The 20,024-nt window shown below is 41.8% G+C and carries 21 protein-coding genes and 1 pseudogene; 20 read left to right on the forward strand and 2 right to left on the reverse strand.

Features of this window, described 5'->3' with window-relative positions:
- Positions 1-65 precede the first annotated feature (65 nt).
- A complete protein-coding gene (locus LPTSP_RS17605; protein ID WP_108930054.1) occupies positions 66-671 on the forward strand; it encodes an NADPH-dependent FMN reductase in 606 nt (201 codons plus the stop codon).
- Positions 672-891: 220 nt separating this feature from the next.
- Positions 892-1,290 carry a cyclic nucleotide-binding domain-containing protein gene (locus LPTSP_RS17610; RefSeq protein WP_108930055.1) on the forward strand — a complete coding sequence of 133 codons (399 nt, stop codon included), beginning with the start codon at positions 892-894 and terminating at the stop codon, positions 1,288-1,290.
- On the opposite strand, the gene LPTSP_RS17615 is transcribed toward LPTSP_RS17610, so the two are convergent.
- Positions 1,291-2,313 carry a GGDEF domain-containing protein gene (locus tag LPTSP_RS17615; RefSeq protein ID WP_108930056.1) on the reverse strand — a complete coding sequence of 341 codons (1,023 nt, stop codon included), beginning with the start codon at positions 2,311-2,313 and terminating at the stop codon, positions 1,291-1,293. It lies immediately after the preceding gene.
- A gap of 135 nt (positions 2,314-2,448) precedes the next feature.
- Here LPTSP_RS17615 and LPTSP_RS17620 point away from each other — a divergent pair, with 135 nt between their 5' ends.
- The 18 genes and pseudogenes from LPTSP_RS17620 to LPTSP_RS17700 all read left to right on the forward strand — a co-directional run bounded on the left by LPTSP_RS17620 (position 2,449) and on the right by LPTSP_RS17700 (position 19,545).
- Positions 2,449-3,213, forward strand: a complete 765-nt coding sequence (locus LPTSP_RS17620; protein ID WP_167396471.1) for an SDR family NAD(P)-dependent oxidoreductase — start codon at positions 2,449-2,451, stop codon at positions 3,211-3,213.
- Positions 3,214-3,225: 12 nt separating this feature from the next.
- Positions 3,226-3,741 carry a low molecular weight protein-tyrosine-phosphatase gene (locus LPTSP_RS17625; RefSeq protein WP_108930058.1) on the forward strand — a complete coding sequence of 172 codons (516 nt, stop codon included), beginning with the start codon at positions 3,226-3,228 and terminating at the stop codon, positions 3,739-3,741.
- The gene (locus LPTSP_RS17630) at positions 3,734-5,020 is read left to right on the forward strand and encodes an NAD(P)/FAD-dependent oxidoreductase (RefSeq protein ID WP_108930059.1); all 1,287 of its coding nucleotides are present in this window, start codon (positions 3,734-3,736) and stop codon (positions 5,018-5,020) included. The genes LPTSP_RS17625 and LPTSP_RS17630 overlap by 8 nt, the downstream gene beginning before the upstream one ends.
- A gap of 50 nt (positions 5,021-5,070) precedes the next feature.
- Positions 5,071-5,883, forward strand: coding sequence for an SDR family oxidoreductase (locus LPTSP_RS17635; RefSeq protein WP_108930060.1), 813 nt, complete (start codon positions 5,071-5,073; stop codon positions 5,881-5,883).
- A 15-nt stretch (positions 5,884-5,898) separates the two neighbouring features.
- Entirely contained in the window at positions 5,899-6,318 is a 420-nt protein-coding gene (locus LPTSP_RS17640) for an SRPBCC family protein (RefSeq protein WP_108930061.1), read from the forward strand.
- Positions 6,319-6,474: 156 nt separating this feature from the next.
- The gene (locus tag LPTSP_RS17645; protein ID WP_108930062.1) at positions 6,475-6,840 is read left to right on the forward strand and encodes a PLU-1-like domain protein; all 366 of its coding nucleotides are present in this window, start codon (positions 6,475-6,477) and stop codon (positions 6,838-6,840) included.
- Between the two features lie 44 nt (positions 6,841-6,884).
- Positions 6,885-7,973 (forward strand): DUF1574 domain-containing protein, encoded by a 1,089-nt coding sequence (locus tag LPTSP_RS17650; protein ID WP_108930063.1) that lies wholly within the window; start codon positions 6,885-6,887, stop codon positions 7,971-7,973.
- Between the two features lie 102 nt (positions 7,974-8,075).
- A complete protein-coding gene (locus tag LPTSP_RS17655) occupies positions 8,076-9,362 on the forward strand; it encodes an LIC20035 family adhesin (RefSeq protein ID WP_108930064.1) in 1,287 nt (428 codons plus the stop codon).
- 154 nt (positions 9,363-9,516) lie between these two features.
- Complete coding sequence (locus LPTSP_RS17660) at positions 9,517-10,131, forward strand: LIC20036 family protein (RefSeq protein ID WP_174704496.1); 615 nt, start codon at positions 9,517-9,519, stop codon at positions 10,129-10,131.
- Between the two features lie 15 nt (positions 10,132-10,146).
- Positions 10,147-11,157: an AAA family ATPase gene (locus tag LPTSP_RS17665; protein ID WP_108930066.1), complete on the forward strand. Its 1,011-nt coding sequence runs from the start codon at positions 10,147-10,149 to the stop codon at positions 11,155-11,157.
- A gap of 14 nt (positions 11,158-11,171) precedes the next feature.
- Positions 11,172-11,996 carry a DUF58 domain-containing protein gene (locus tag LPTSP_RS17670; RefSeq protein WP_108930067.1) on the forward strand — a complete coding sequence of 275 codons (825 nt, stop codon included), beginning with the start codon at positions 11,172-11,174 and terminating at the stop codon, positions 11,994-11,996.
- The gene (locus tag LPTSP_RS17675) at positions 11,993-12,895 is read left to right on the forward strand and encodes an LB_053 family protein (RefSeq protein ID WP_108930068.1); all 903 of its coding nucleotides are present in this window, start codon (positions 11,993-11,995) and stop codon (positions 12,893-12,895) included. Before LPTSP_RS17670 ends, LPTSP_RS17675 begins: the two co-directional genes overlap by 4 nt.
- Positions 12,892-13,836: a VWA domain-containing protein BatA gene (gene batA / locus LPTSP_RS17680; protein ID WP_108930069.1), complete on the forward strand. Its 945-nt coding sequence runs from the start codon at positions 12,892-12,894 to the stop codon at positions 13,834-13,836. Before LPTSP_RS17675 ends, batA begins: the two co-directional genes overlap by 4 nt.
- A pseudogene (gene batB / locus LPTSP_RS19370) lies at positions 13,833-14,831 on the forward strand (VWA domain-containing protein BatB); the annotation flags it as partial. The gene batA and the pseudogene batB, both read left to right, overlap by 4 nt.
- Positions 14,817-15,542: a TPR repeat-containing protein BatC gene (batC, locus tag LPTSP_RS19375; RefSeq protein WP_369689669.1), complete on the forward strand. Its 726-nt coding sequence runs from the start codon at positions 14,817-14,819 to the stop codon at positions 15,540-15,542. The pseudogene batB and the gene batC, both read left to right, overlap by 15 nt.
- The gene (locus tag LPTSP_RS17690) at positions 15,539-17,134 is read left to right on the forward strand and encodes a BatD family protein (RefSeq protein ID WP_108930071.1); all 1,596 of its coding nucleotides are present in this window, start codon (positions 15,539-15,541) and stop codon (positions 17,132-17,134) included. Before batC ends, LPTSP_RS17690 begins: the two co-directional genes overlap by 4 nt.
- On the forward strand, positions 17,131-18,960 hold the full coding sequence (gene htpG / locus LPTSP_RS17695; RefSeq protein WP_108930072.1) for a molecular chaperone HtpG: 1,830 nt from the start codon (positions 17,131-17,133) through the stop codon (positions 18,958-18,960). The genes LPTSP_RS17690 and htpG overlap by 4 nt, the downstream gene beginning before the upstream one ends.
- Positions 18,961-19,017: 57 nt before the next feature.
- The gene (locus tag LPTSP_RS17700; protein ID WP_108930073.1) at positions 19,018-19,545 is read left to right on the forward strand and encodes a hypothetical protein; all 528 of its coding nucleotides are present in this window, start codon (positions 19,018-19,020) and stop codon (positions 19,543-19,545) included.
- Here LPTSP_RS17700 and LPTSP_RS17705 read toward each other — a convergent pair.
- Entirely contained in the window at positions 19,526-20,020 is a 495-nt protein-coding gene (locus LPTSP_RS17705) for a hypothetical protein (RefSeq protein ID WP_108930074.1), read from the reverse strand. The genes LPTSP_RS17700 and LPTSP_RS17705 overlap by 20 nt on opposite strands.
- Positions 20,021-20,024: the final 4 nt, after the last annotated feature.

Genomic DNA, 20,024 nt, shown 5'->3' on the forward strand with positions numbered 1-20,024 from the left:
TGTTCCCATAAGACCGTTCGGGCGGATTTTTATATCCGCGCTCGGGTTTCTAATAAAGGAATAGAATGAAAATCGGAATCATCGTTGGCTCCCAACAAAAAGAATCTCAATCCTCTAAAGTAGGCGAATTTTTAAATTCTAAATTAAAAGAAATGTCCGTGGATACTTGGACATTAGACCTGGGAAAAAATCCTCTTCCCATTTACGATTCTACTCAGACAGGCGACGATAAGGTCTGGACAGGCCTTTGGAAACCTATCGACGAAAATTTAAAGAGTTCGGAAGGTTTTGTTTTCATCACTCCCGAGTACGGAGGTATGGCGAGTCCCGCTATTAAAAATTTCTTCCTTCATGCCGGTCTTGTTCAGCTGGGTCATAAGCCTGGGCTTCTTGCTTCTGTTTCTTCGGGTCGAGGTGGGGCCTTTCCGATCAACGAGATGAGGGCGAGCAGTTATAAAAATACAAAGATCTGTTATATCCCGGAACATTTGATCTTTAGGGACGTGGAACATCTGATCAATGGAGGAGAACCTGTATCTCCGGAAGATAGTTTTATCAGAGAAAGAAGTGTATTCGCTTTGAAGATCCTGGTTGCTTATGCGAATTCTTTATCTGAGATCCGTGAGTCCGGTGTGGTCCAGGACCCTAGATTTAAGAACGGAATGTCCTGATGAGACATAATTTTACGAACGTCTGATATCAACAGGATGATAGGGGAGGGGAGTTCCTTCACTCCGGAATTGGCTCAAAGATTGTCTTTTTTAACCCGATGATATATCCTAGGGGATGTCGGAACTTGGGATCTCCAGTTAGGAAATGGAAAATTTCGAAGTCAGATAAGACGGACCGGATTTTCAGATGTCTCGGTCTAAATCGAAAAGTTAGGAATTCATGAATAAAATTAATATCCAGGCCGGCCAAATTATTTTCAGAGAAGGCGAGTTGAACAACTCGATGTATATCATAATCTCCGGGACAGTTGAAATATTTTTTACTCATAAAAACTCGGCCACTCGTTTGGCTTTGATGAAGAAGGGCGATTTTTTCGGTGAGATGGCTTTGTTCAGAGCTAAGCCAAGAACTGCAACTGCAAGAGCGGTGATGGATACCGAAATGGTTGCGGTAGAATCCAAACAACAATTAGAAAGATATCTACTCGCTAATCCGGAATTTGCCGCTAAGATGGTGAGAATTTTGGCAGACCGTTTGGCGAATACAAACGAACTTTTGATCTCCAAGCTGAACGAAATTACTACAAAAGAAATCGAATATCAGATAGGCGAGCCATGATCAGACATACGTAATGCGGTCTTTTCCCGCGGCTTTTGCCTCATATAGTTTTGCGTCCGAGAACGAGTACAATCTGTTGCTTTCATCTGCGTCTCCAGGGTATTCTGCGACCCCGCCGGATACTGTAACCTCTATCCCGAAATCGTTCTTGGAGGAATTTCTTAAATAAGTCCTGAATCTTTCGATCGCTACTTTTGCGTTTTCTTTGGTGGTTTCGGGAAGAATAACCGCAAATTCTTCTCCACCCACTCTACAACTGATGTCCTCCGTCCTGAATGCATACATCAGTGTTCCGGCCACCAGTTTTAAGATATCGTCCCCGAAAGAATGTCCTTTGGTATCGTTGATCTTCTTAAAATTGTCCAGATCGAATAGGAATAAGCAGAAATTTCTTTTATACCTTTTACTTCTGGTGACCTCTTTGTTTAGGACAAGGTTGAAGTACCTTCTATTGTAGATCCCTGTTCCTTCGTCTATGACTGCGTTTAGGATGATCTCTTCGAATGAGTAGATATCCACGATCTTCGGGTTTTCTATCAATCGATTCTTTAAATAAATATAATCTAGAAGTGCGACTACGAAGTTCATACTTCTACCCAGTTGTTTGCTTAAACCTTCTGCATGGGAATAGATCTCTTTCCAGAGGGATCTTGCTTCGGATTCGGGCAGATCCAGATTTGCAATTATTCTGAAAAAGTCGGAGTAAAAATAATCGTCCTTCTTTCCCATCTCTTCGAATTTATTCGCGAGGCTAGGAAGTGGCGCTTCCTTATCGTTTACGATCTCTAAGATTGCGGTTTTTCTTTCGGAATTGACCTGACCCAAGCCCTTGAACCGGTCTCTCATTTCTATGAGTTCGTTTCTAGCGAGATTCGCTGTGGTTTCGTGGGCGTTAAGGGTCTGTTCCGCTGCGAGTAATTCTACTTCTCCCAGCTTGGAAACTCTTTCGTAGAGCTCCAACAGTTCCTTGAGTTTTTGGATTTCCTCTTCTTTTTCTTTTAGTTCTTCTTGTAGATTTCGCATTTTGGTTCGGGGTTATGGGCTCGAGGCTCCGAGTAGGAACTCCTAGCTTTCCGGTTTGTTATGGAATACTGGTAAAATAATTCTTTTCCCACCTAGGGGTAAACCAATTTAATGAATTACTTGGCGGTTTCATCTATGTCTAAAGGTCCTAATAAGAAAAAAATTATTATCACAGGAGCTAGCTCCGGTATCGGTAGAGAGCTTGCTCTTTTATACGGAAAGGAAGGCCACGATCTGGCAATCACTTCTAGACGTAAGAAAGTTTTAGAGGATATTGCAAAAGAGATCCGCTCCTTCAAAAAGGGAGGCAAGGTGATCTTGGCTTCCTTGGATGTTTCCGAGTCCGGAGATAATTTTAAAGTTCTTCCTAAACTTGCTAAGGAACTTGGCGGAGTAGATCTATTCATTGCGAACGCAGGAATTTCTACCAACTCTTCTTTCGGTCAAAAAAGTTTCGAAGCAGATAAGGCAGTAATCGATACAAATTTGATAGGACTCATGGCCGGTATCTCCGCTTTGCAACCGATCTTTAGAGAACAGAAAAAAGGACAGATCGTAGGAATTTCTTCCGTTGCTTCGTTTAGAGGTCTTCCTGGTTCGGCAAGTTATTCTACTTCTAAGGCAGCAGTTTCTACTTATTTAGAAGCGCTTAGGGGAGAAGTTCGACCGTTCGGAGTGAAGGTCACAGTCATTCATCCGGGTTTTATCGATACTCCGATCAATCAAAAGTTGAAATCCCGACCTTTTCTTGTTTCCGCAGAAAAGGGCGCTAAAAAAATTTACGATAGGATAGAATCGGGAGTTCGATCCGCTACTGTTCCTTGGTTTCCTTGGGCAATGGTCGGAGTTCTGATGAGATCGGTCCCTGAATTTTTATGGGAGAAGATCGGACCTAAATAAAGGTTTTTGCATATGGTAGGAACTCCAGACTCTTCGAATATCTACAAAGTTCTCTTCGTATGTTTGGGGAATATCTGCAGATCTCCTGCGGCAGAGGGCGCTTTCGTCGATTTACTAGAGAAGAAGGGATTTTCTTCTCTCTTTGAAGTGGATTCCTGCGGCACTTCTCGCTACCATATCGGAGAATTGGCCGACCCTAGGACCAGGCAAACCGCCCGTAAGAAGGGAATAGAGCTCACTCATAAGGCGAGACAATTTAAAAGATCCGATTTTGAATATTACGATTTTATTCTGGCGATGGATAGATCCAACCATAAGGATCTAGGAGCTCTCGCTTCGAATGAAGAAGAAAGAAAAAAAATTCATTTGTTCAGAAAGTTCCAGAAGGGCCAAGGAAAAGATTCCGAGGTTCCCGATCCATATTACGGAACTTTAAAGGATTTCGAAGAAGTCCACCAGATAGTTTCCGAGGCTTCGGAAGGATTTCTGGATTACGTCTTGAGTAAAAATGGAGTAAAGAATGCCTAAGGGTGAAAAAAAGAAAGTAGTAGTAATCGGAGTAGGTTTCGGGGGATTGCAAGCGATCAAAAAACTATCCAAAGAAGAAGATTTGGAGATTATCGCTATCGATAAAAAAAATCACCATTTATTCCAACCTTTATTATACCAAGTAGCCACTGCAGTGTTAAGTCCTGCAGACATCGCAATCCCTACCAGATCTCTTATCGGGGACAAGAAAAACGTAACAGTTTATTTGGGAGAAGTGGAGAAAATAGATGTCCAGGCCAAAAAGGTCTATTTCCAAGGACATTCAGAAGATTATGATTATCTAATATTGGCCGCAGGCGCTAAATCCGGCTATTTCGGGAATGATCATTGGAAAAAATATTCCATAGGATTAAAATCCTTAAAGGATGCACTTGCTATCCGAACTAAAATTCTAACTTCTTTCGAGCATGCGGAACTTGCGGGAGATCCTGAAATTGCCAAAAAACATCTGAATTATGTAATTATTGGTGGAGGTCCTACAGGTGTGGAGCTTGCAGGTTCCATCGCAGAATTATCTCATGAGATCGTTCGAAACGAATTCCACACGATCGATCCTGCTTTAGCAAAGATCACTTTGATCGAGGCTTCACCTAGGCTGTTGGCAGCATTCGCTCCTAAGTTAAGCGAATTTGCAAAGATCCGTTTGGAAAAAAGAGGAGTGGAAGTCCTAACAGGAACAAAGGTCCTCGAAATAGACGAGAACGGAGTCAAGATAGAAGGCAGAACCATCGCTTCTTCTACCGTGATCTGGGCTGCAGGAGTGCAGGCAAATTCTATCGGAGCTTCTTTAGGAGTTCCTACCGACAGAATGGGAAGAGTGATGGTGGATGAGTTCTGCAATGTAGAAGGTCATCCTGAAGTTTTTGTGATAGGCGATATTGCGAATTATTCGAAAGGTTTAGAAAGACCTTTGCCTGGAGTTTCTCCGGTTGCAATGCAGCAAGGAAGATATGTTGCCGCTCTCATTAGAGGAGATCTGAAATCTAAAAAAAGAAAACCTTTCCATTATAGAGACAAGGGAAGTATGGCGACTATCGGAAGACAAGACGCTGTTGCTCAGGTCGGGAATTTCAGATTGAGAGGATTTTTCGGATGGGTCGTTTGGTTATTCATTCATATTTTCTATCAGGTAGGATTTAAGAATAAGATCTCCATCTTTATCACTTGGGTTTGGTCTTATATGACATTTCGTGCAGAAGCTAGATTGATCCAGGATGAGGTTGAATCCAATTCCGTCGGGTCTTCTCCGCCAAATTAAAGCCGAAAATAATCCTTGAATAGGTCGTACATAATAAAAGAATAAGCCTGATGCAAACTGATCTTTGGAAAGGCAAGACAATCGTAATTACCGGAGGCTCTTCCGGGATAGGAGAGGCTTTATTAGAAAGTTTGTCCCAGGTCCCTTGCAAGCTGATCAATCTTTCCAGATCAGAGCCGGAACTCGTTCGTAAAATTTCCAAGAAGAAGGAAAAACGACCTGCGGAAATTTTTCATATTCAGGCGGATCTTTCTTCTGAGAAAGAGATCAACAAAGCAGTTGCTAAGCTTGCAAAATTGACGGACGGTATTGATGTTCTTTTCAATAACGCAGGCATAACTGCTCATTCTAGATTCGACCAAACGCAGATAGAGGCATTCCGAAGGGCGTTTGACGTGAATTTTTTCGGTCCTGTATTTCTTACTATGAGACTTCTTCCTTTTTTGAAAAAGAATAAGGGAGCGGTCATGGTAACTTCTACAGTCAGCGGACTCTATGGGATCCCTGCGAGAAGTGCATATTCTTCTTCTAAATCTGCGTTACATGCCGTTATGGAATCCGCTCGTATAGAACTTTCGGAAGAAGGTCTTCGTTTTATCATATTCTGTCCCCCTTATACCAAAACGAATCTAAGATCTAACGGTATAGACGGGGACGGCCAGAAATTGGAAGAACCTCATTATTCCGGCAAAAGTAAAACTCCGCAAGAAGTTGCAGAAAAGATGATCCGTTCTATAGAAGATCCTAACTCAAGACTCGTAGTAATGGACAAGAGCGGATTATTCGTCCAATGGATGAGAAATATTTCTCCATCGTTTTTGGAAAAAGTATTATATAAAAAACTTTATAAGGACTTTCATTAAAGGACTTAAATTTGTATGGAAACAAGAAGCATTATTAAAGAATTCAAATATGATTTTCCTTTGGAAAAAGTTTGGAGTGCGGTGACTGTCAACGAGGAGTTGATCCATTGGTTGGCGGATAAAGTAACCGGACGTCCTAAACTAGGCGGCACTTTCTCCTGGACTTGGAATCTGGGCCCCGAAGGAGAACTTACTTCAACTGGTATTTATAAAAAGATCGTTCCTTTTCAAGAGTTGATACTTCAATGGCAGAACCATCCCGCAGGAGATATAGAACTCAAGCTTGAGTTTGAAAAAGACGGAGATGCTACTCTTCTTAAGCTCACCAACTCAGGATATCCTACAGGAGAAAAATTCGACCATTGGATCGAGGCTGCTTCCGAAGGCTGGGACGAAGAAAGTATGCATTTGCTAGAATACCTCAGGAAGAACTAAGATATCTCTTTAGTGTCGGATTGTGTTTTTATTTTCCGCTTGAACTCTCGGGTCCCTAAAAAAAGATGACATTAGAGCCCCGATTATAGGGTGTTCGCGGTTCTTTTCTCCCTCCGGAGACCAAAGCCCGCGAGCTGCTTTTCAAGGCGGTATACAGTGAACTTTCCAGAACTAGACGCTTACTTTCAAAGTCTTACGGATATCACGGATACGATTTCGATTTTAAACTCTCCGTACGATTCCGAATTCGATTCAGATATCACTAAGATGGAAGACTTCTTAAATGATATCCAATCCAAAGATTGGCTCAATACAGACAAAGAATACTTTAACTTATTCACCAGCCACTTTTCCTTTCATATCAAAATAGTAGAAGAGATCGTCCGCGAAGCGAGGGAGATCCTACATCCTGAACGTCGTATGCACGTAAAACGTTTGGTAGGATACTGCAAAGCAGCCGAAGAATGGTTGGCAGATCTTCAAAAGCGCCGCAGAGCTACCGAAACTCTCGCAACTGCTTGATATAATCTATTGACATCCCCGGTCAGCCGGGGAGTCTTGAGTTCGTGTCCGAGAACGAACTCAAACAGAACGAAAAAATTAATTTTTTCACCCATCCTTTTCTATTCTATCCCGTACTTCTTTTTATATTCATATTCGCTCTAGATAAAATTTTCTTTTTGGATAAGGTCAGAGACTACGTAAAAGTAGAATTAACCTATATCTATTACGACGTTAAGCAGGATCTCTTAAAGGAGATGATCTCTAAGTTCGGTAAGAACGCGGAGAAAAAGTCCGACAAAAAATTGGTACTTTTGATGGGTTCTTCCAGGATGTTATACTTCAAGAACGAAGAGATCCTGGACTTCTATCCGGACTGGGAAGTATATAATCTTTCTTCTGCTGTAACTACTCCTGCATACTATTTATACTTTTTGGAAAGATTATTCGAAGCAGGCGTAAAACCCGACTTTTTGGTTTTAGAAGCGGATCCTTTTCAATTCAATGCAAACAGCACTACATTCAAAAAATCGAATTTAGCGAATAGTTTCGATCTTAGATTTGTACTTTCCAATGCCTGGGATCTAGGTAAGGAGAATGTGAACTATTATTTGGCTAACTATTTCTTCGGAGTAAGTAAGAACAAGCCGTATCTGGCAAATGTGTATTCTCATCTTACCAATAAGAAATTCGAGCAAGCAGACCTGATCAAAAAACTGACGATAGACTCTCTGCATAGAGACAAGGGGAATGCGATCTCTCCTGCTGGCGGTTTTATGGAGAAGGATTACGGCAAACTGGAAGCAAGTTCTATCCGTACGATCGGCTGGATCTATCCTAAATACTCTCCCTCCGAAATGCAATTTTCCTTTTACGAAAAGATCCTGGATAGAGTGAAAGAAGAGGGAGTTCCTACCTTGGTGGTCCGTCCCGAAGTTTCTTTACCGTTAGAAAATCTTCTGAAAGAAATGAATATCCCGGCTCCTTGGTGGGAAAGAATCCGCCCGATCAACCAAAAGTTCGGGATCCCCATCATTGATATGGCGGAAGCATCCGACTACGAGTGTAATACTTTTGCGGACAGCGGGCATATGGCCGTGGATTGTTACCGTCCATTCTTACGCTTTTTAAGAATGAGATATCCGGGAGAGTAAGCCGGCTTTCCTTTCTATACTTTTCGCCGGGGAAAGGAGGTTGACGAGAAGAATTGTCTGCCTTAATTTTGCTTCGTTAGATTTTCCCCAAAAGGCGAACCCATGAAAAAAATTATATCCACAGCGGTTTCAATTTCTCTTTTGATCGGATGTTCTTCTACGAGCGTCGTTGAGAACAAGGGCAAGGCTGCAGAGTTCCAAATTTTAGAGCCGAATATCAGAGTAGAAAAATTCAAAGAAACATTCAATTTAAAGGCAGAAGGTCCGGTTAACTTGGACTGCGCCGGTAAACCTTGTACGCCGGACCAAGCCAGCGCATTAACTCCCGACCAGATCAAAAAACTAAAACGTAACGGTTCTTGGAAAGAATATGTGGAGAAGGAAGATCTTCAAAAAAATAAATTCTCCGTTCTGGTCCGCGTAGGTAATTATAAGGACGATAAAAGAGAAGGTATCTGGAAAACATTATACGAAACAGGAGAAACTTTAAGAGAGACTCCTTATGTTGCCGGAGTGAAAGAAGGTGAAGATAAAAAACTCGCAAAAGACGGGACCCAACTTGAAAGCACGATCTACAAAGCCGACAAGAAGAATGGTCCATACTGGTCCAAAACGGACAAAGGTATCTTGAGCGACGAAGGCACTTACGCAGATGATAAAAAAGTAGGGACCTGGAAAGATTATTATAACGAAGACGGAGCCAAAAAATCCGTAATCGAATTCAAAGACGGTAAAAAAAGCGGTAAAGAAACGAATTATCATAAAGACGGGAACACTGTCTCTTCCGAAGGAAACAATTCGGACGATCTAAAAACTGGTTATTGGAAAAACTATTACGAGAACGGATCTACTCAATCCGAAGGTAACTACGCTCCGAAAGGCGCGGGTGCGGATAAAAAATCTCTCAGAATAGGCGCATGGAAAGAATATTATAAAAACGGAAAACTTTTCGCGGAAGGCCAGAGGGATCATACTCGTAAGGGAGATTGGACCTTCTATTGGAGCAACGGAAATCCTGCGTATAAAGGAACCATGATGAATGAAATGATGATGAGTTCCGCAGAAGTATACGATAAGGACGGGACGATTGTAGGAAAAGGAAAACTTCTTTTCGACCTTCTGCTCATGGACGAAAAAACGGACGAACTGAAGGCCAAATACAAGCCGGATTTCCCGTTTGCATATTATAAAAACGGCAAGAAGTCCTTTGAAATTGCCGCGAACGGAACTGCGGTCGAGTATGACGAGTCCGGAGCCAAGATTGGACAAGGGCCGATTATGCCTGGAACCAACCAAAAAAACGATTGTTGGACCACGCCTCAGGGTAAAAAATATTACGTGAACGGTAGAGAAAATCCTAAAATGGGAGAGTTGCAAGGCTGTAAGTGATCTTTAGCCTTATGTAAATTTCTTAAGTGCAAAAAGCTCGGAGTTGTCTCCGGGCTTCCAACTTTTAGAAAGGCTTTTCTCAATCTATAAAATTCTTCTCTGATTGGTGTTGGAATTCCAACATGGATACAGATAGAAAAAGGGAATCCTTGCCTTGGAAAAAATTATCACCAATAACGATCTCAAAAAAATCAGCCTAGGGATACTGGTAGCTGCTCCGTTATTCTTCTTACTTGGATATTTTGTCCGAGGATGTAGCTCCGTAAATAGACAGGCAAAAGTAACGTATAGCGGTTCCTTTACGGAAGGGACCCTGGTTTCATTAAATTCTAAAAATGTTATATTGCAGGACCCTGATTTTTCTATTCCTCTGGAAACTGTGGAGAAGATAGAATTTTTAGAAGACGCGCAAAGTTTAAACCCGAACCAAGTTCCTTTGAGCGATGCTGAAAAATCATTCGTAGGGACTTACAAGGTACAGATTGGGATCCACAAAGGAATACTGAGTATCTTTCCTCGCAAAACAGGAGGAATAGGAGCTACTTTACGTTTTACGAATTGGGGAAAAGGATCAAACGAGATCTTGACCGGGATCAGAGTGACGGGCAAGTCTATTCGTTTTGTAAGATCCTGCGCCGGAGCAAGATGTTCCGAGATAGGTAGCAATGTTCCTTTCACCCAAACTTATACCGGAGATCTGGACGGTAAAAAAATCCAAGGCGCTTACCAAGGCACGAATAGTTCAGGCCGTTGGCTTGCAGAGCGTTAATAGGAAAGAAATATTATGGAATCCATCGCCAAAGATAGTGAAAATATTCCTTTATCTGAATCTGATATTCATTTTGCAAAAGATACATTAGATCGGATCCGCCAGGAACTGACTGGAGAGATCACTGGGCAAGAAGCGGTAGTTAAGAATCTACTCATCTCTCTTGCCTGCCAGGGCCATGTTCTTTTAGAAGGTATGCCTGGACTCGCCAAAACGCTTCTGGCAAAATCTTTGTCTTCCGCATTAGATTTGGATTTTAAACGAGTACAGTTTACACCTGACCTTCTTCCTGCGGACTTGATTGGAACGGTCGTATTTAATCCTAAGAATGGAGAATTCACTACGCGCAAAGGCCCTATCTTTACCGGGGTTTTACTTGCGGACGAGATCAATAGGGCGCCGGCAAAAGTACAATCCGCTCTTTTGGAATGTATGGAAGAAAGAACGGTTACTATAGGGGATAACACTTTTCCTTTGGAGAGGCCTTTCCTAGTTTTGGCTACCGAAAATCCGATCGACCAAGACGGGACCTATCCATTGCCGGAAGCGCAGATGGACCGCTTTTTTATGAAGGTCCTAGTGGATTATCCTGATATGGACGAAGAACTCGGGATCTTAGAACAACATGGTAGGTTGGCAGCCGGTCCAAAACGTATTAAAAAAACTGCAACTGCTAAAGACGTTCTAAAGATCTCTTCCTTGGTGGATAGGGTCCATGTGGAACCTAAATTAAAAAGTTATATAGTTCGCTTGGTGAGAAATACTCGTCCTGAAGAAAAGACAGTTCCAGATCTTCTTCCTTATGTGAAACATGGAGCATCTCCTAGGGCAAGTTTGAGCCTATTAAAAGCATCTAAGGCAAAAGCTTTATGGGAAGGGAGGGACTATGTGGCTCCGGAGGATGTGAAGGCCGTTCTTCCAGAAATCCTTCGGCATAGGATTTTACTTACGTTCGAAGCAATCTCTGAAGACGTAGGGATCGAGTCTGTGGTCAGGATCGTTTCGGACGCCACTCAGGTGCTCTAATCTAATCTACTAAAATGTTCCGCAAAGAATACCAAAGCCTGATCCAACTTCTGGATTTTAAGGAGAGAGGATTTTCTCTTCGAAATAGGCAAGGCACGGCTACAAGTTCCAGAAAGGGCAGGGGAGTGGACTTCAAAGATGTCCGTCCTTATGCTGTAGGTGACGACACAAGGCTTATCGATTGGAATGTTACTTCTAGATTCGGAGAATTACATGTAAGAGAATTCTATGAGGAGAAGGAAAGGCTTGGAGTTTTTTTTCTGGATGTTTCCGAATCCATGGATTGGAGCAGTTCGGAATGGACCAAAGCAGAAAATGCTTTTCAGGTTTTGGCTCTATTAGTTTTACTTTATGTACGAAAAGGAAATCTCGCCAAGATATTATTATATTCCGATCGATTGGAATGGGAAACAGGTTATATCCGAAATACGGAAGAAGCACTTTCAGCTTTGGAGAAGGTCCGTTCTTATCCGCATAAGAAACTAAAAACGGATCCTAAACTCCCATTCGTACTTTTGAAAAATAGGATCAGAAGATACACTGATTCTTATATACTTTCAGATTTTCACGGACTTCCTTCTTTGAAAAAACTCACAGGCCTCAGAAAATTCCATACTCTACATGCGATCCGGTTTAAGGACCGTTTGGAAGAGAGTGCCCCCATGGGTTTTTTCCAATTCTTCTTATTAAAAGATCCTGAAACTGGTGCTATTCCTTCTCCTGTAGGTGGGAGCGTTCGCAAAAATTTGGAGTTTTTGTTTAAGTCCAGATGTCTGGAGCTGGAAGGAAAAGATACCGACCCCAACAAACTCCTGGAGTATTGGAGAAGTATGTCATGAAGGCGGGAATTTTCCGTCTCAGATCCTTGGATCGTATTCAATTTTTATACTATATTTTCTATTTGTCCCTGCTGCTTTTTGCGGTTCCCACTTTCGCTTGGAAAGAAGATTGGGATCCTAAGGAAGTTGGAATAGGTGACCGTGCGGAATACTTGTTGGAATTCCAACAAGGAGAAGTCCAAAATCCTGAGATCCCTTCTAAAGGGATTGTTCCTGATCCGGAGTCTCCGGATCTTCCGCTATTCGAAGTGATCTCTTCCGAAGTTTCGGACACAAAGGTCAAGTTAAGTGTTGTTTATTACACTTCTGGAAAATTCGCTCTTCCTATCATTTGGAAAGATCAGGACGGAAAAGAATTCCGTTCGGAAGCCGTATTGATAGTCCGTTCTTCCTTAGGAGAAAAGGACAAGTCTCCCGAGGAAATTCTGCCGCCCCTGGAATTTTCGGGAAAGTATGGCTGGAAACTGGCGGCTATTCTTGCAGGTCTTGCCGCATTAGGGTTAGGGATCTTTTATGCTTGGTATCTAAATCAGACCGCATCTAAAAGGACTATGGACGCACTTGTAGAAGCGGATCCGTGGGTTCAGAAAATTCTAATATACGAAAGTAAATTGGACGAGATTATCAATGCTCCTCCCGTATTTGCCAGGACCTTTTATAGGGTTCTCTCCGGTTATATCAGAGAGAATATGTCCAAAAAGATGAATGCTCCGTTTGCACACCTGACCGAAGCGGAATTATTCCAGCGTATTTATGATTCATTCGGATTGGAAGAAGAGGAAGTTAAGACTTGGGAGAATACTTTCCGTAAGGCACAATATTCGGGAGAAGAAGTGGAGATCTCTTCGGCCGAAGCGTTAAGAGCCTGGGATTATTGGAAGGAGGCACTTTCCAAATGACGGAATGGGAAGCTCCATATTATCTTTTTCTAATTATTCCGATCTGGATCTGGACGTTCTATTCTTATTGGAAAAACGAGCCGGCCTTGGGTATAGAGCTTAGGATTCCTGGAAGGGTCCAATCCGAAACATTTCAGTTAAAACGTTTTTTATCTTCTGTGGCGCCTTTGATTCGGCCTGTCGCATTGACATTATTCGTGATTGCAGTGGCAGGTCCCGGAAAAAGATATAGATTCCTTCCGGATGAGACTAAGGGGGTAGATATCATTCTTGCATTGGACGTCTCCGGTTCCATGTCCAAAAGCAGGGACTTCTTGCCTGAGACTCGTCTAGGCGTCTCCAAAAAATTACTCAAAGAGTTCATTAGAAAAAGAGAAAATGATCGTTTGGGCTTGGTGGTATTTGCGGGGGGAGCCTATCTGCAATCACCATTGACAAGCGACAGAGAAGTATTAGAAGAAATATTAAGCCAGGCGGAAGAAGAAACGGTCCCAGAGCAAGGAACAGCCATTGGAGACGCGCTGATTCTTTCCTGTTATAGATTACGCAGGTCGCCTGCAAAATCTAAAGTGATTGTGCTCATAACGGATGGAGCTTCGAATACAGGTCGTATAGATCCAGTGACAGCAACTGAGATCGCAAAAGGTGTAGGGGTCAAAATATATTCCATAGGCATCGGAAAAGAGGACCAATCTTACGAGGTGAATTTCGAAATTTTAGATATACTTTCTAAAAGAACGGGAGGAGTATTTTATAGGGCGGAAGATATTAGCGAGTTGAGAGAAGTTTTGGCTTCCATCGACTCTTTGGAAAAAGATCTTCTGATCTTACCTCCGGAAGAAGTGAGAGAATCAGAGTCCTTAATTTTTCTGACCTATGCGCTGGCGTTATTGGGTCTGGATCTGCTATTGAGATCTTGGGTGTTTCGGTATTACGTATGAGCGAAACTTTTTTAGAATCTTTTTGGATCTCGCTTGGGCTGATCTTTTTTGCCTATTCTTTGTTTAAGCTTGTATTTTATTTTTATTGGAACCGTTGGAAAAAAACTTATCCCGGCCTGCCTAGAGAATCCAAGGTTCCACCTTTTTATATAGTGCTCGCAAGGATCTTGGTGCTTGCTTCCGTATTTTATCTTTCTTATTTTGCATACCAAAGGACCGAATCGACCAAGTCTAAGGAAGAGGAAGTCTCTAGAGGCGTGGACTTTCTATTCTTGGTGGATGTAAGTCTTTCTATGCAATCCGTGGATACTCGTCCATCTAGGATTACTAGAGCGAAAGAAACAATTTTGCGACTTCTTCCTCAGTTAAATGGGAATAGGTTTGGTATGATCGTTTTTGCCGCTTCTCCGTTCGTGTATTGCCCTATGACTTCGGATGCTCGCGCATTTTCAGAATATGTCAGGGGTTTGGATGTGGACATAGTGGGTGACAGAGGAACAGATCTAAAGTCTGCGTTTAAAAAGGCGGAAGAAGTTTTGAACTCCAATCAGGTATTACGAAATCGTATTTTGGTTCTGATCTCTGACGGAGAAGATATGGATTCTCCAAGTATCGTAAAGTTTCCTGCAGAGGTTTGGGTTTGGTCTGTAGGAACTCCAACAGGAGGGCCTATCGGATATTCTGAGGATGGATCAAGAGTTTACGGATTTTTAACTAAAGACGGATCCTTGGCCCCTTATGAAAATTCTCCAGGTGTTATCATTTCCAAATCCAATCCTGGATTTTTAAAAGAGCTGGCTTATGCAAACGAAGGTAGATTTTTATCTTTAGATTCAGAAAGTCCTGGAATAGGAGATATAAAATCCTGGATCGGTTCCATGGAAAAAAACACGGGACAAAGAATTCGTAATTTAAGAAGGGCAGAAGGCGCCAAAAAATTCCTGATACCTGCGCTTCTACTTTTGTTGTTTGATTTTTTTGTGTTAGAGTTCTGGGGAAAATACTTAGCGGGACTTTCCAAAAAAGTAGCTCCTGTTCTCTTGTTTCTTTTCTCTTTTTGGGGGAACGATATCTATTCCTTCGAGCTGGATCCCGGAGGAAATCGGATCAAAGAAGGTAGGAATTCCTACGAGCAAGGAGATTATAAGAGTTCCTTGGAAAGATATAAGGAGGCAGATCCATATTTTCCTGAAGATCCTAGATTGGAATTCAATAGGGGAGACTGCGAATACAGATCGGGAAATATGGACAAGGCGATCCGTCATTTCGAAAAATCAGCAGATTCAAAGGACTCGGAACTAAGGGCGCAATCTCATTTTAATTTAGGAAATTCTTATTTAAAGTTAGGAGATCGTAAGAAAGCGGCGGAACATTATCTTCGCTCTCTAAAAGAAAATCCTAATTTAGAATCCGCTAAAAAGAACCTTGAATGGTTGCGTAAACTTCCTCCTCCGGAAGGTAAAGAGGGTTCCGAAAACAAAGAGAGTACTTCCCAAGAAAAGGAAGAAAAATCATCTGCATCTAAACAAGGCTCCAAAGGAAAGGAGAAGGCGGAGAAACAATCCAAGTCCGGAGCCGCAAAAGAACAGAAAGATAAAAACAGATCCAAGATGGAAGACGAATTGGATCGGATCATGGAGTCCATGGATTTGGATTCGGTAAAAAGAAGAAGTCCAGGTTCACGGAACAAAGAGGTGTTCTGGTGAAACGTTTCCTTCTTCTTTTGTTATTGGTAGCTTTTCCTTTACTCGCACAGGCCCCCAAATTTTATCTCAGTCAAACTAGAGCGGATCTGGGAGATGCAGTATTTATCATTTTAGAAACCGAAGGAAGCGCTCAGGTACGTTTAATAGAAAAAGAATTTAATGGACAAGGGATCAAAGCTGTCTATTGGGGTACGGAAGAGAACACCACCATAGTAAACTTTAAAGTATATCGTAAAAAACTAATTAAATATAGACTCACTGTCTCTGCACCTGGACGTTTTTCCGTTCCGGAAATTGAAGTAGAAGTGGACGGGCAAAAAGTAGAATCAGGGATGATGGCCTTGGAAATTTCTCCCAGAACTTCCACTACAAATAAATCCTCAGGATTTTTTTCCAATCGTTACTTCTTCAGCGAAGAAACAGAAGGGCCCGAAGATGGGGATTTAAAGGTGTTATTTAGAACGAATAAGGATCAGGTTTGGGTGGGGGAGCCTATTCTAGGATTTTTTACATTATATTATAGAAATGCGATACGTCCTTATATTGATCGGGATTTTTCTAGCTCCATCGAGTTTCCTTATTTCAGAAGTGAGGCGCTTTCAGGCATCAATCTTTTGATCCCGGAACAGGTGATCTACGAAGGGATAGAATTCGAAACTGCAGTTTATAATAAGGAAACTTTTATTCTAACTCCTTTGAGAAAAGGAGAATATTCTTTAGGTTCTACGGTATTTCATTTGGAAGGAAGGCAGCAGTCCTTTTTTCATATGAGAAGTATCAAGACGATCCCGAGCAAAATTTTCGTAAAGGATTTACCTTCTCCTGCTCCTATTGAGTTTAAAGGTGCGGTAGGTAATTTTAAGATAGGTTTAGAAGAATACCCTAAGGCAGGTTTTTTAGGAGAACCTTTTCAGTTTAAGATCACTATTTCCGGAAACGGAAACCTTTCCTCCATTAAGGATCCTTTATTGAGTGTCTGCAACACTCCTTGTTATCCTGAGATCACTTTTTTACAAGCAAGACAACAAAGGGATTTTAGGGAGCTTGGTCCCGGAGAGTTCGGATTTTATCTAAATCATTCTTATCATTATTCGGTACTTCCTAAAAAGGAGGGAGCTTGGAAACCGGACGATCTGAAATTCACTTTTTTCAACCCTGGTTCCGGAAGGTATGAATCCGTTTCTCTTCGTTTCCCCGGCCTGGAGATTGGGCCTCCTAGACCGAAACAGGAGATTGTAACTGAGGATATTGGAGGCAAAGGCGGATCTTTTCTATTAGTTTCCATTCTTCTTTCTTTCGTATTTATAGGAGCCGGTACATTTGCGGTTTTAACATTGCGTAAAAAATACCAAGCAGAGGCAATATTGAAACGACTTGACCTCTGGATAGGTTCCAAAAGAGGTTTTGTTTTGAAACATTCAGTGATGACCAAGGGATTGCCGGAGGAAGAGGCGAGTCTTCTTGCAGGGTGGAAGTCCGAAACGGTTCCATTGACCGAAACCTACAGGAGTCTTGGACCTTCTTCCAGAGAAAATCTTATTAGGATCTCTCGTTGGTTGTCTGAAAAATTAAAAGAGGAGGAATCCGAATGAGCGAAGAAGTAAAAGGCAGGATCTCTGTAGAGACGGAGAATATTTTCCCTATCATTAAAAAATGGTTATATTCTGAAAAAGATATATTTTTGAGAGAGTTGGTTTCCAATGCTTGTGACGCCATCGCTAAACTCAAAAAAATCTCCCTTAATGAAGAATTTGAAGGAGGGACGGATTATAGGATCGATCTGGACTTTGACCAAGAAACCAGGATCTTAACCGTCCAAGACAACGGTATCGGGATGACCGACGAGGAAGTAAACCGTTACATCAACCAGATCGCATTTTCAGGCGCAGAAGAATTCGTAAAAAAATACCAATCCGAAGGAGATAAACCTGAGATCATAGGTCATTTCGGTTTAGGATTTTATTCCAGCTTTATGGTTTCTTCTAAGGTAAAAATAGAAACCAAATCTTATAAAAATGGGAGCGCACCCGTTGTTTGGGAAAGCGAGTCAGGTACAGAGTTTTCTCTAAGACCAGGTGATAGATCGGAAAGAGGAACAAAGATCAGTTTGTATCTGGACGGTGATTCCGGAGAATATTTGGACCAATGGAAATTAAAAGAATTGGTCCGCAAATACTGCGATTTTCTTCCTGTTCCGATCTACGTAAAAGGGGAGAAGGCGAATAAGCAGACCCCATTATGGAGCGAACAACCTTCTTCGGTAAAAAAAGAGCAGTACGATGAATTCTATCAGTATCTGTTCCCTTTTGCTGGTGAGCCTTTATTTCACGTTCACTTGAATGTGGATTACCCTTTTAGGCTGCAAGGGATCTTGTATTTTCCAAGACTCAAACATGAGTTAGACGCCAACCGAATGGGGATCAAACTCTATTGTAATCATGTGTTTGTATCCGATGAAGCAAAGGAATTGGTGCCTCAGTTTTTGACCGTTCTACAAGGAACCTTGGATATTCCGGATCTTCCTCTGAACGTTTCCAGATCGTATCTGCAAAACGATCCTTTGGTAAAAAAGATCTCTTCTCATATAGTTAAAAAGGTTTCCGACAAACTACAGGAAGAATGGACCAAAAATCCGGAAGAATTCCGCAAGAACTGGGACGAGATCTCTCTTTTCGTTAAGTACGGGATGATGACTGACGAAAAATTTTATGAATCGGCAAAAGATCTTATTTTCTTCCGAACATCTAACGGTGATTTAACGAAACTCGAAGAGTACGTAGAAAGAAATAAAGAAAAGAATTCCGGGAAAGTGTATTATGCGGGAGAAGCTGAACTTTCTTCCGTATATATGGACCTTCTCAAGTCCCAAGGATTGGAAGCTTTGCTTGTGGATTCTCGCATCGACAATCATTTCCTTCAATTTTTAGAAGGCAAAAACCCTGATTGGAAATTCCAAAGAGTGGATTCAGAACTTGCGGACCAAGTTTTGGATAAGGATGCAAGTCCTGATCTTGCCGACCAAGATAACAAAACTACAGAAGATAGACTGAAGGAAATTTTTGCTAAGGCGATTGCAAAAGAAGGTGTGGAGATCAAAATAGAGGCATTGAAGTCCGAAGATATTCCTTCCGTGATCTTGTTACCGGAACATCTAAGACGTTTGGCGGAGATGGGCCAGATGTATGGACAAAAGCCTGGGGATTTCTTGAAAAATCATACTCTTCTACTGAATCGTAAATCTAAATTGGTCAAAAATATCCTTGGTCTTTCCAAGGGGATTCATCCGGAGAAGGCGGAAAAATTGGCCCGTTCCGTGTACGATCTGGCTCTATTAGGCGCCAAGCTGATCGGAGAAGACGAATTGAGCGATCTGATCCGCCGCCAAAGGGACCTGTTGGAAGATCTTTCCTCGGATTAATTCCGAAAAAAAAAGGGGGAAATCGGGGATCGTACCGATATCTTTATTGGTACCGGTATGCGGACACCGATTTTCCCGATTTTAATAGCACTTACTTTACTTACCACTGCCGGTATCTATTCTCAAGAGCCGAGCAAGGGCAAACCGTCCTCTGAGGAGGAAGGCGAAGTGCATAAGGACAGCAGGTCATTAGATAAGGAATACTACGAATATTATTTTAAAACCCTTCCCAATCTAGATGTTCTAGAAAAGGAGAAGTTGGAATACAACCTGATCCATTCCTTGAAGCTTGAGTTGAGAAAAAGGGATCCGGAAAAGATGAATCCGGAAGAACTAAAAAAGATAAACGCGAACTCTGTAAGATACGAGCGTGTGTTTGAAGATTCCATTTGGGTGCGCGGGATCAGAAAACAAATGCAGTACATAAAATTTAAAGAATTTATGTTCGTGATTGTTTATGAAAAGTATTACTGTTTTATTTCCTACGAGATGAATCCCGCGAGATATATTCAAGAACCTTATCAGGTGCAGCTGATCTTTAAAAAAGACAGCGCATTTAATTCTACTACTCTACCTCAGCCTTAAAGGTTCTAAAGTAGAGACTGACTAATACCAGTCCAAAAGAGAATAAGATCCCGAATAACAAAAAGTCCTGCATAAAGCCGAAACCAGGTGGTGGGGCGGTGTTTCCCACGATCCTGCCAAGTATCTTTGTTTTTCCAAAACTATTCCAAACTAAAGTGCGGACTTGGACCGTATCTCCCACTCTCATTCTTCGATTCGTGGTTTGGTCTACTTCCTCAGTGACCTCGTGCTTTTTGCCTTGTTCATCTGGTACCAAGTAGGTGTAAACATTTACTGTTTTGCCTAACTTGTGGAGTTTCGTATTCTCCACCAGGACCCCGAACTCTTTGTTTCCCGGAAGAGATAGGTTTTTGTAGATCGATTCTAAACTTTTGTTTTCCCAATAAACAGCGACGGAAAGAGGAAGAAAAAATGCAAGAGAAACCCATCCCATGATGAAAAGGATCTTATAGAATGGGGTAGAGTTCGGTTTCATTCTT

The sequence above is a fragment of the Leptospira johnsonii genome (assembly GCF_003112675.1).
Lineage (GTDB): Bacteria > Spirochaetota > Leptospiria > Leptospirales > Leptospiraceae > Leptospira_B > Leptospira_B johnsonii.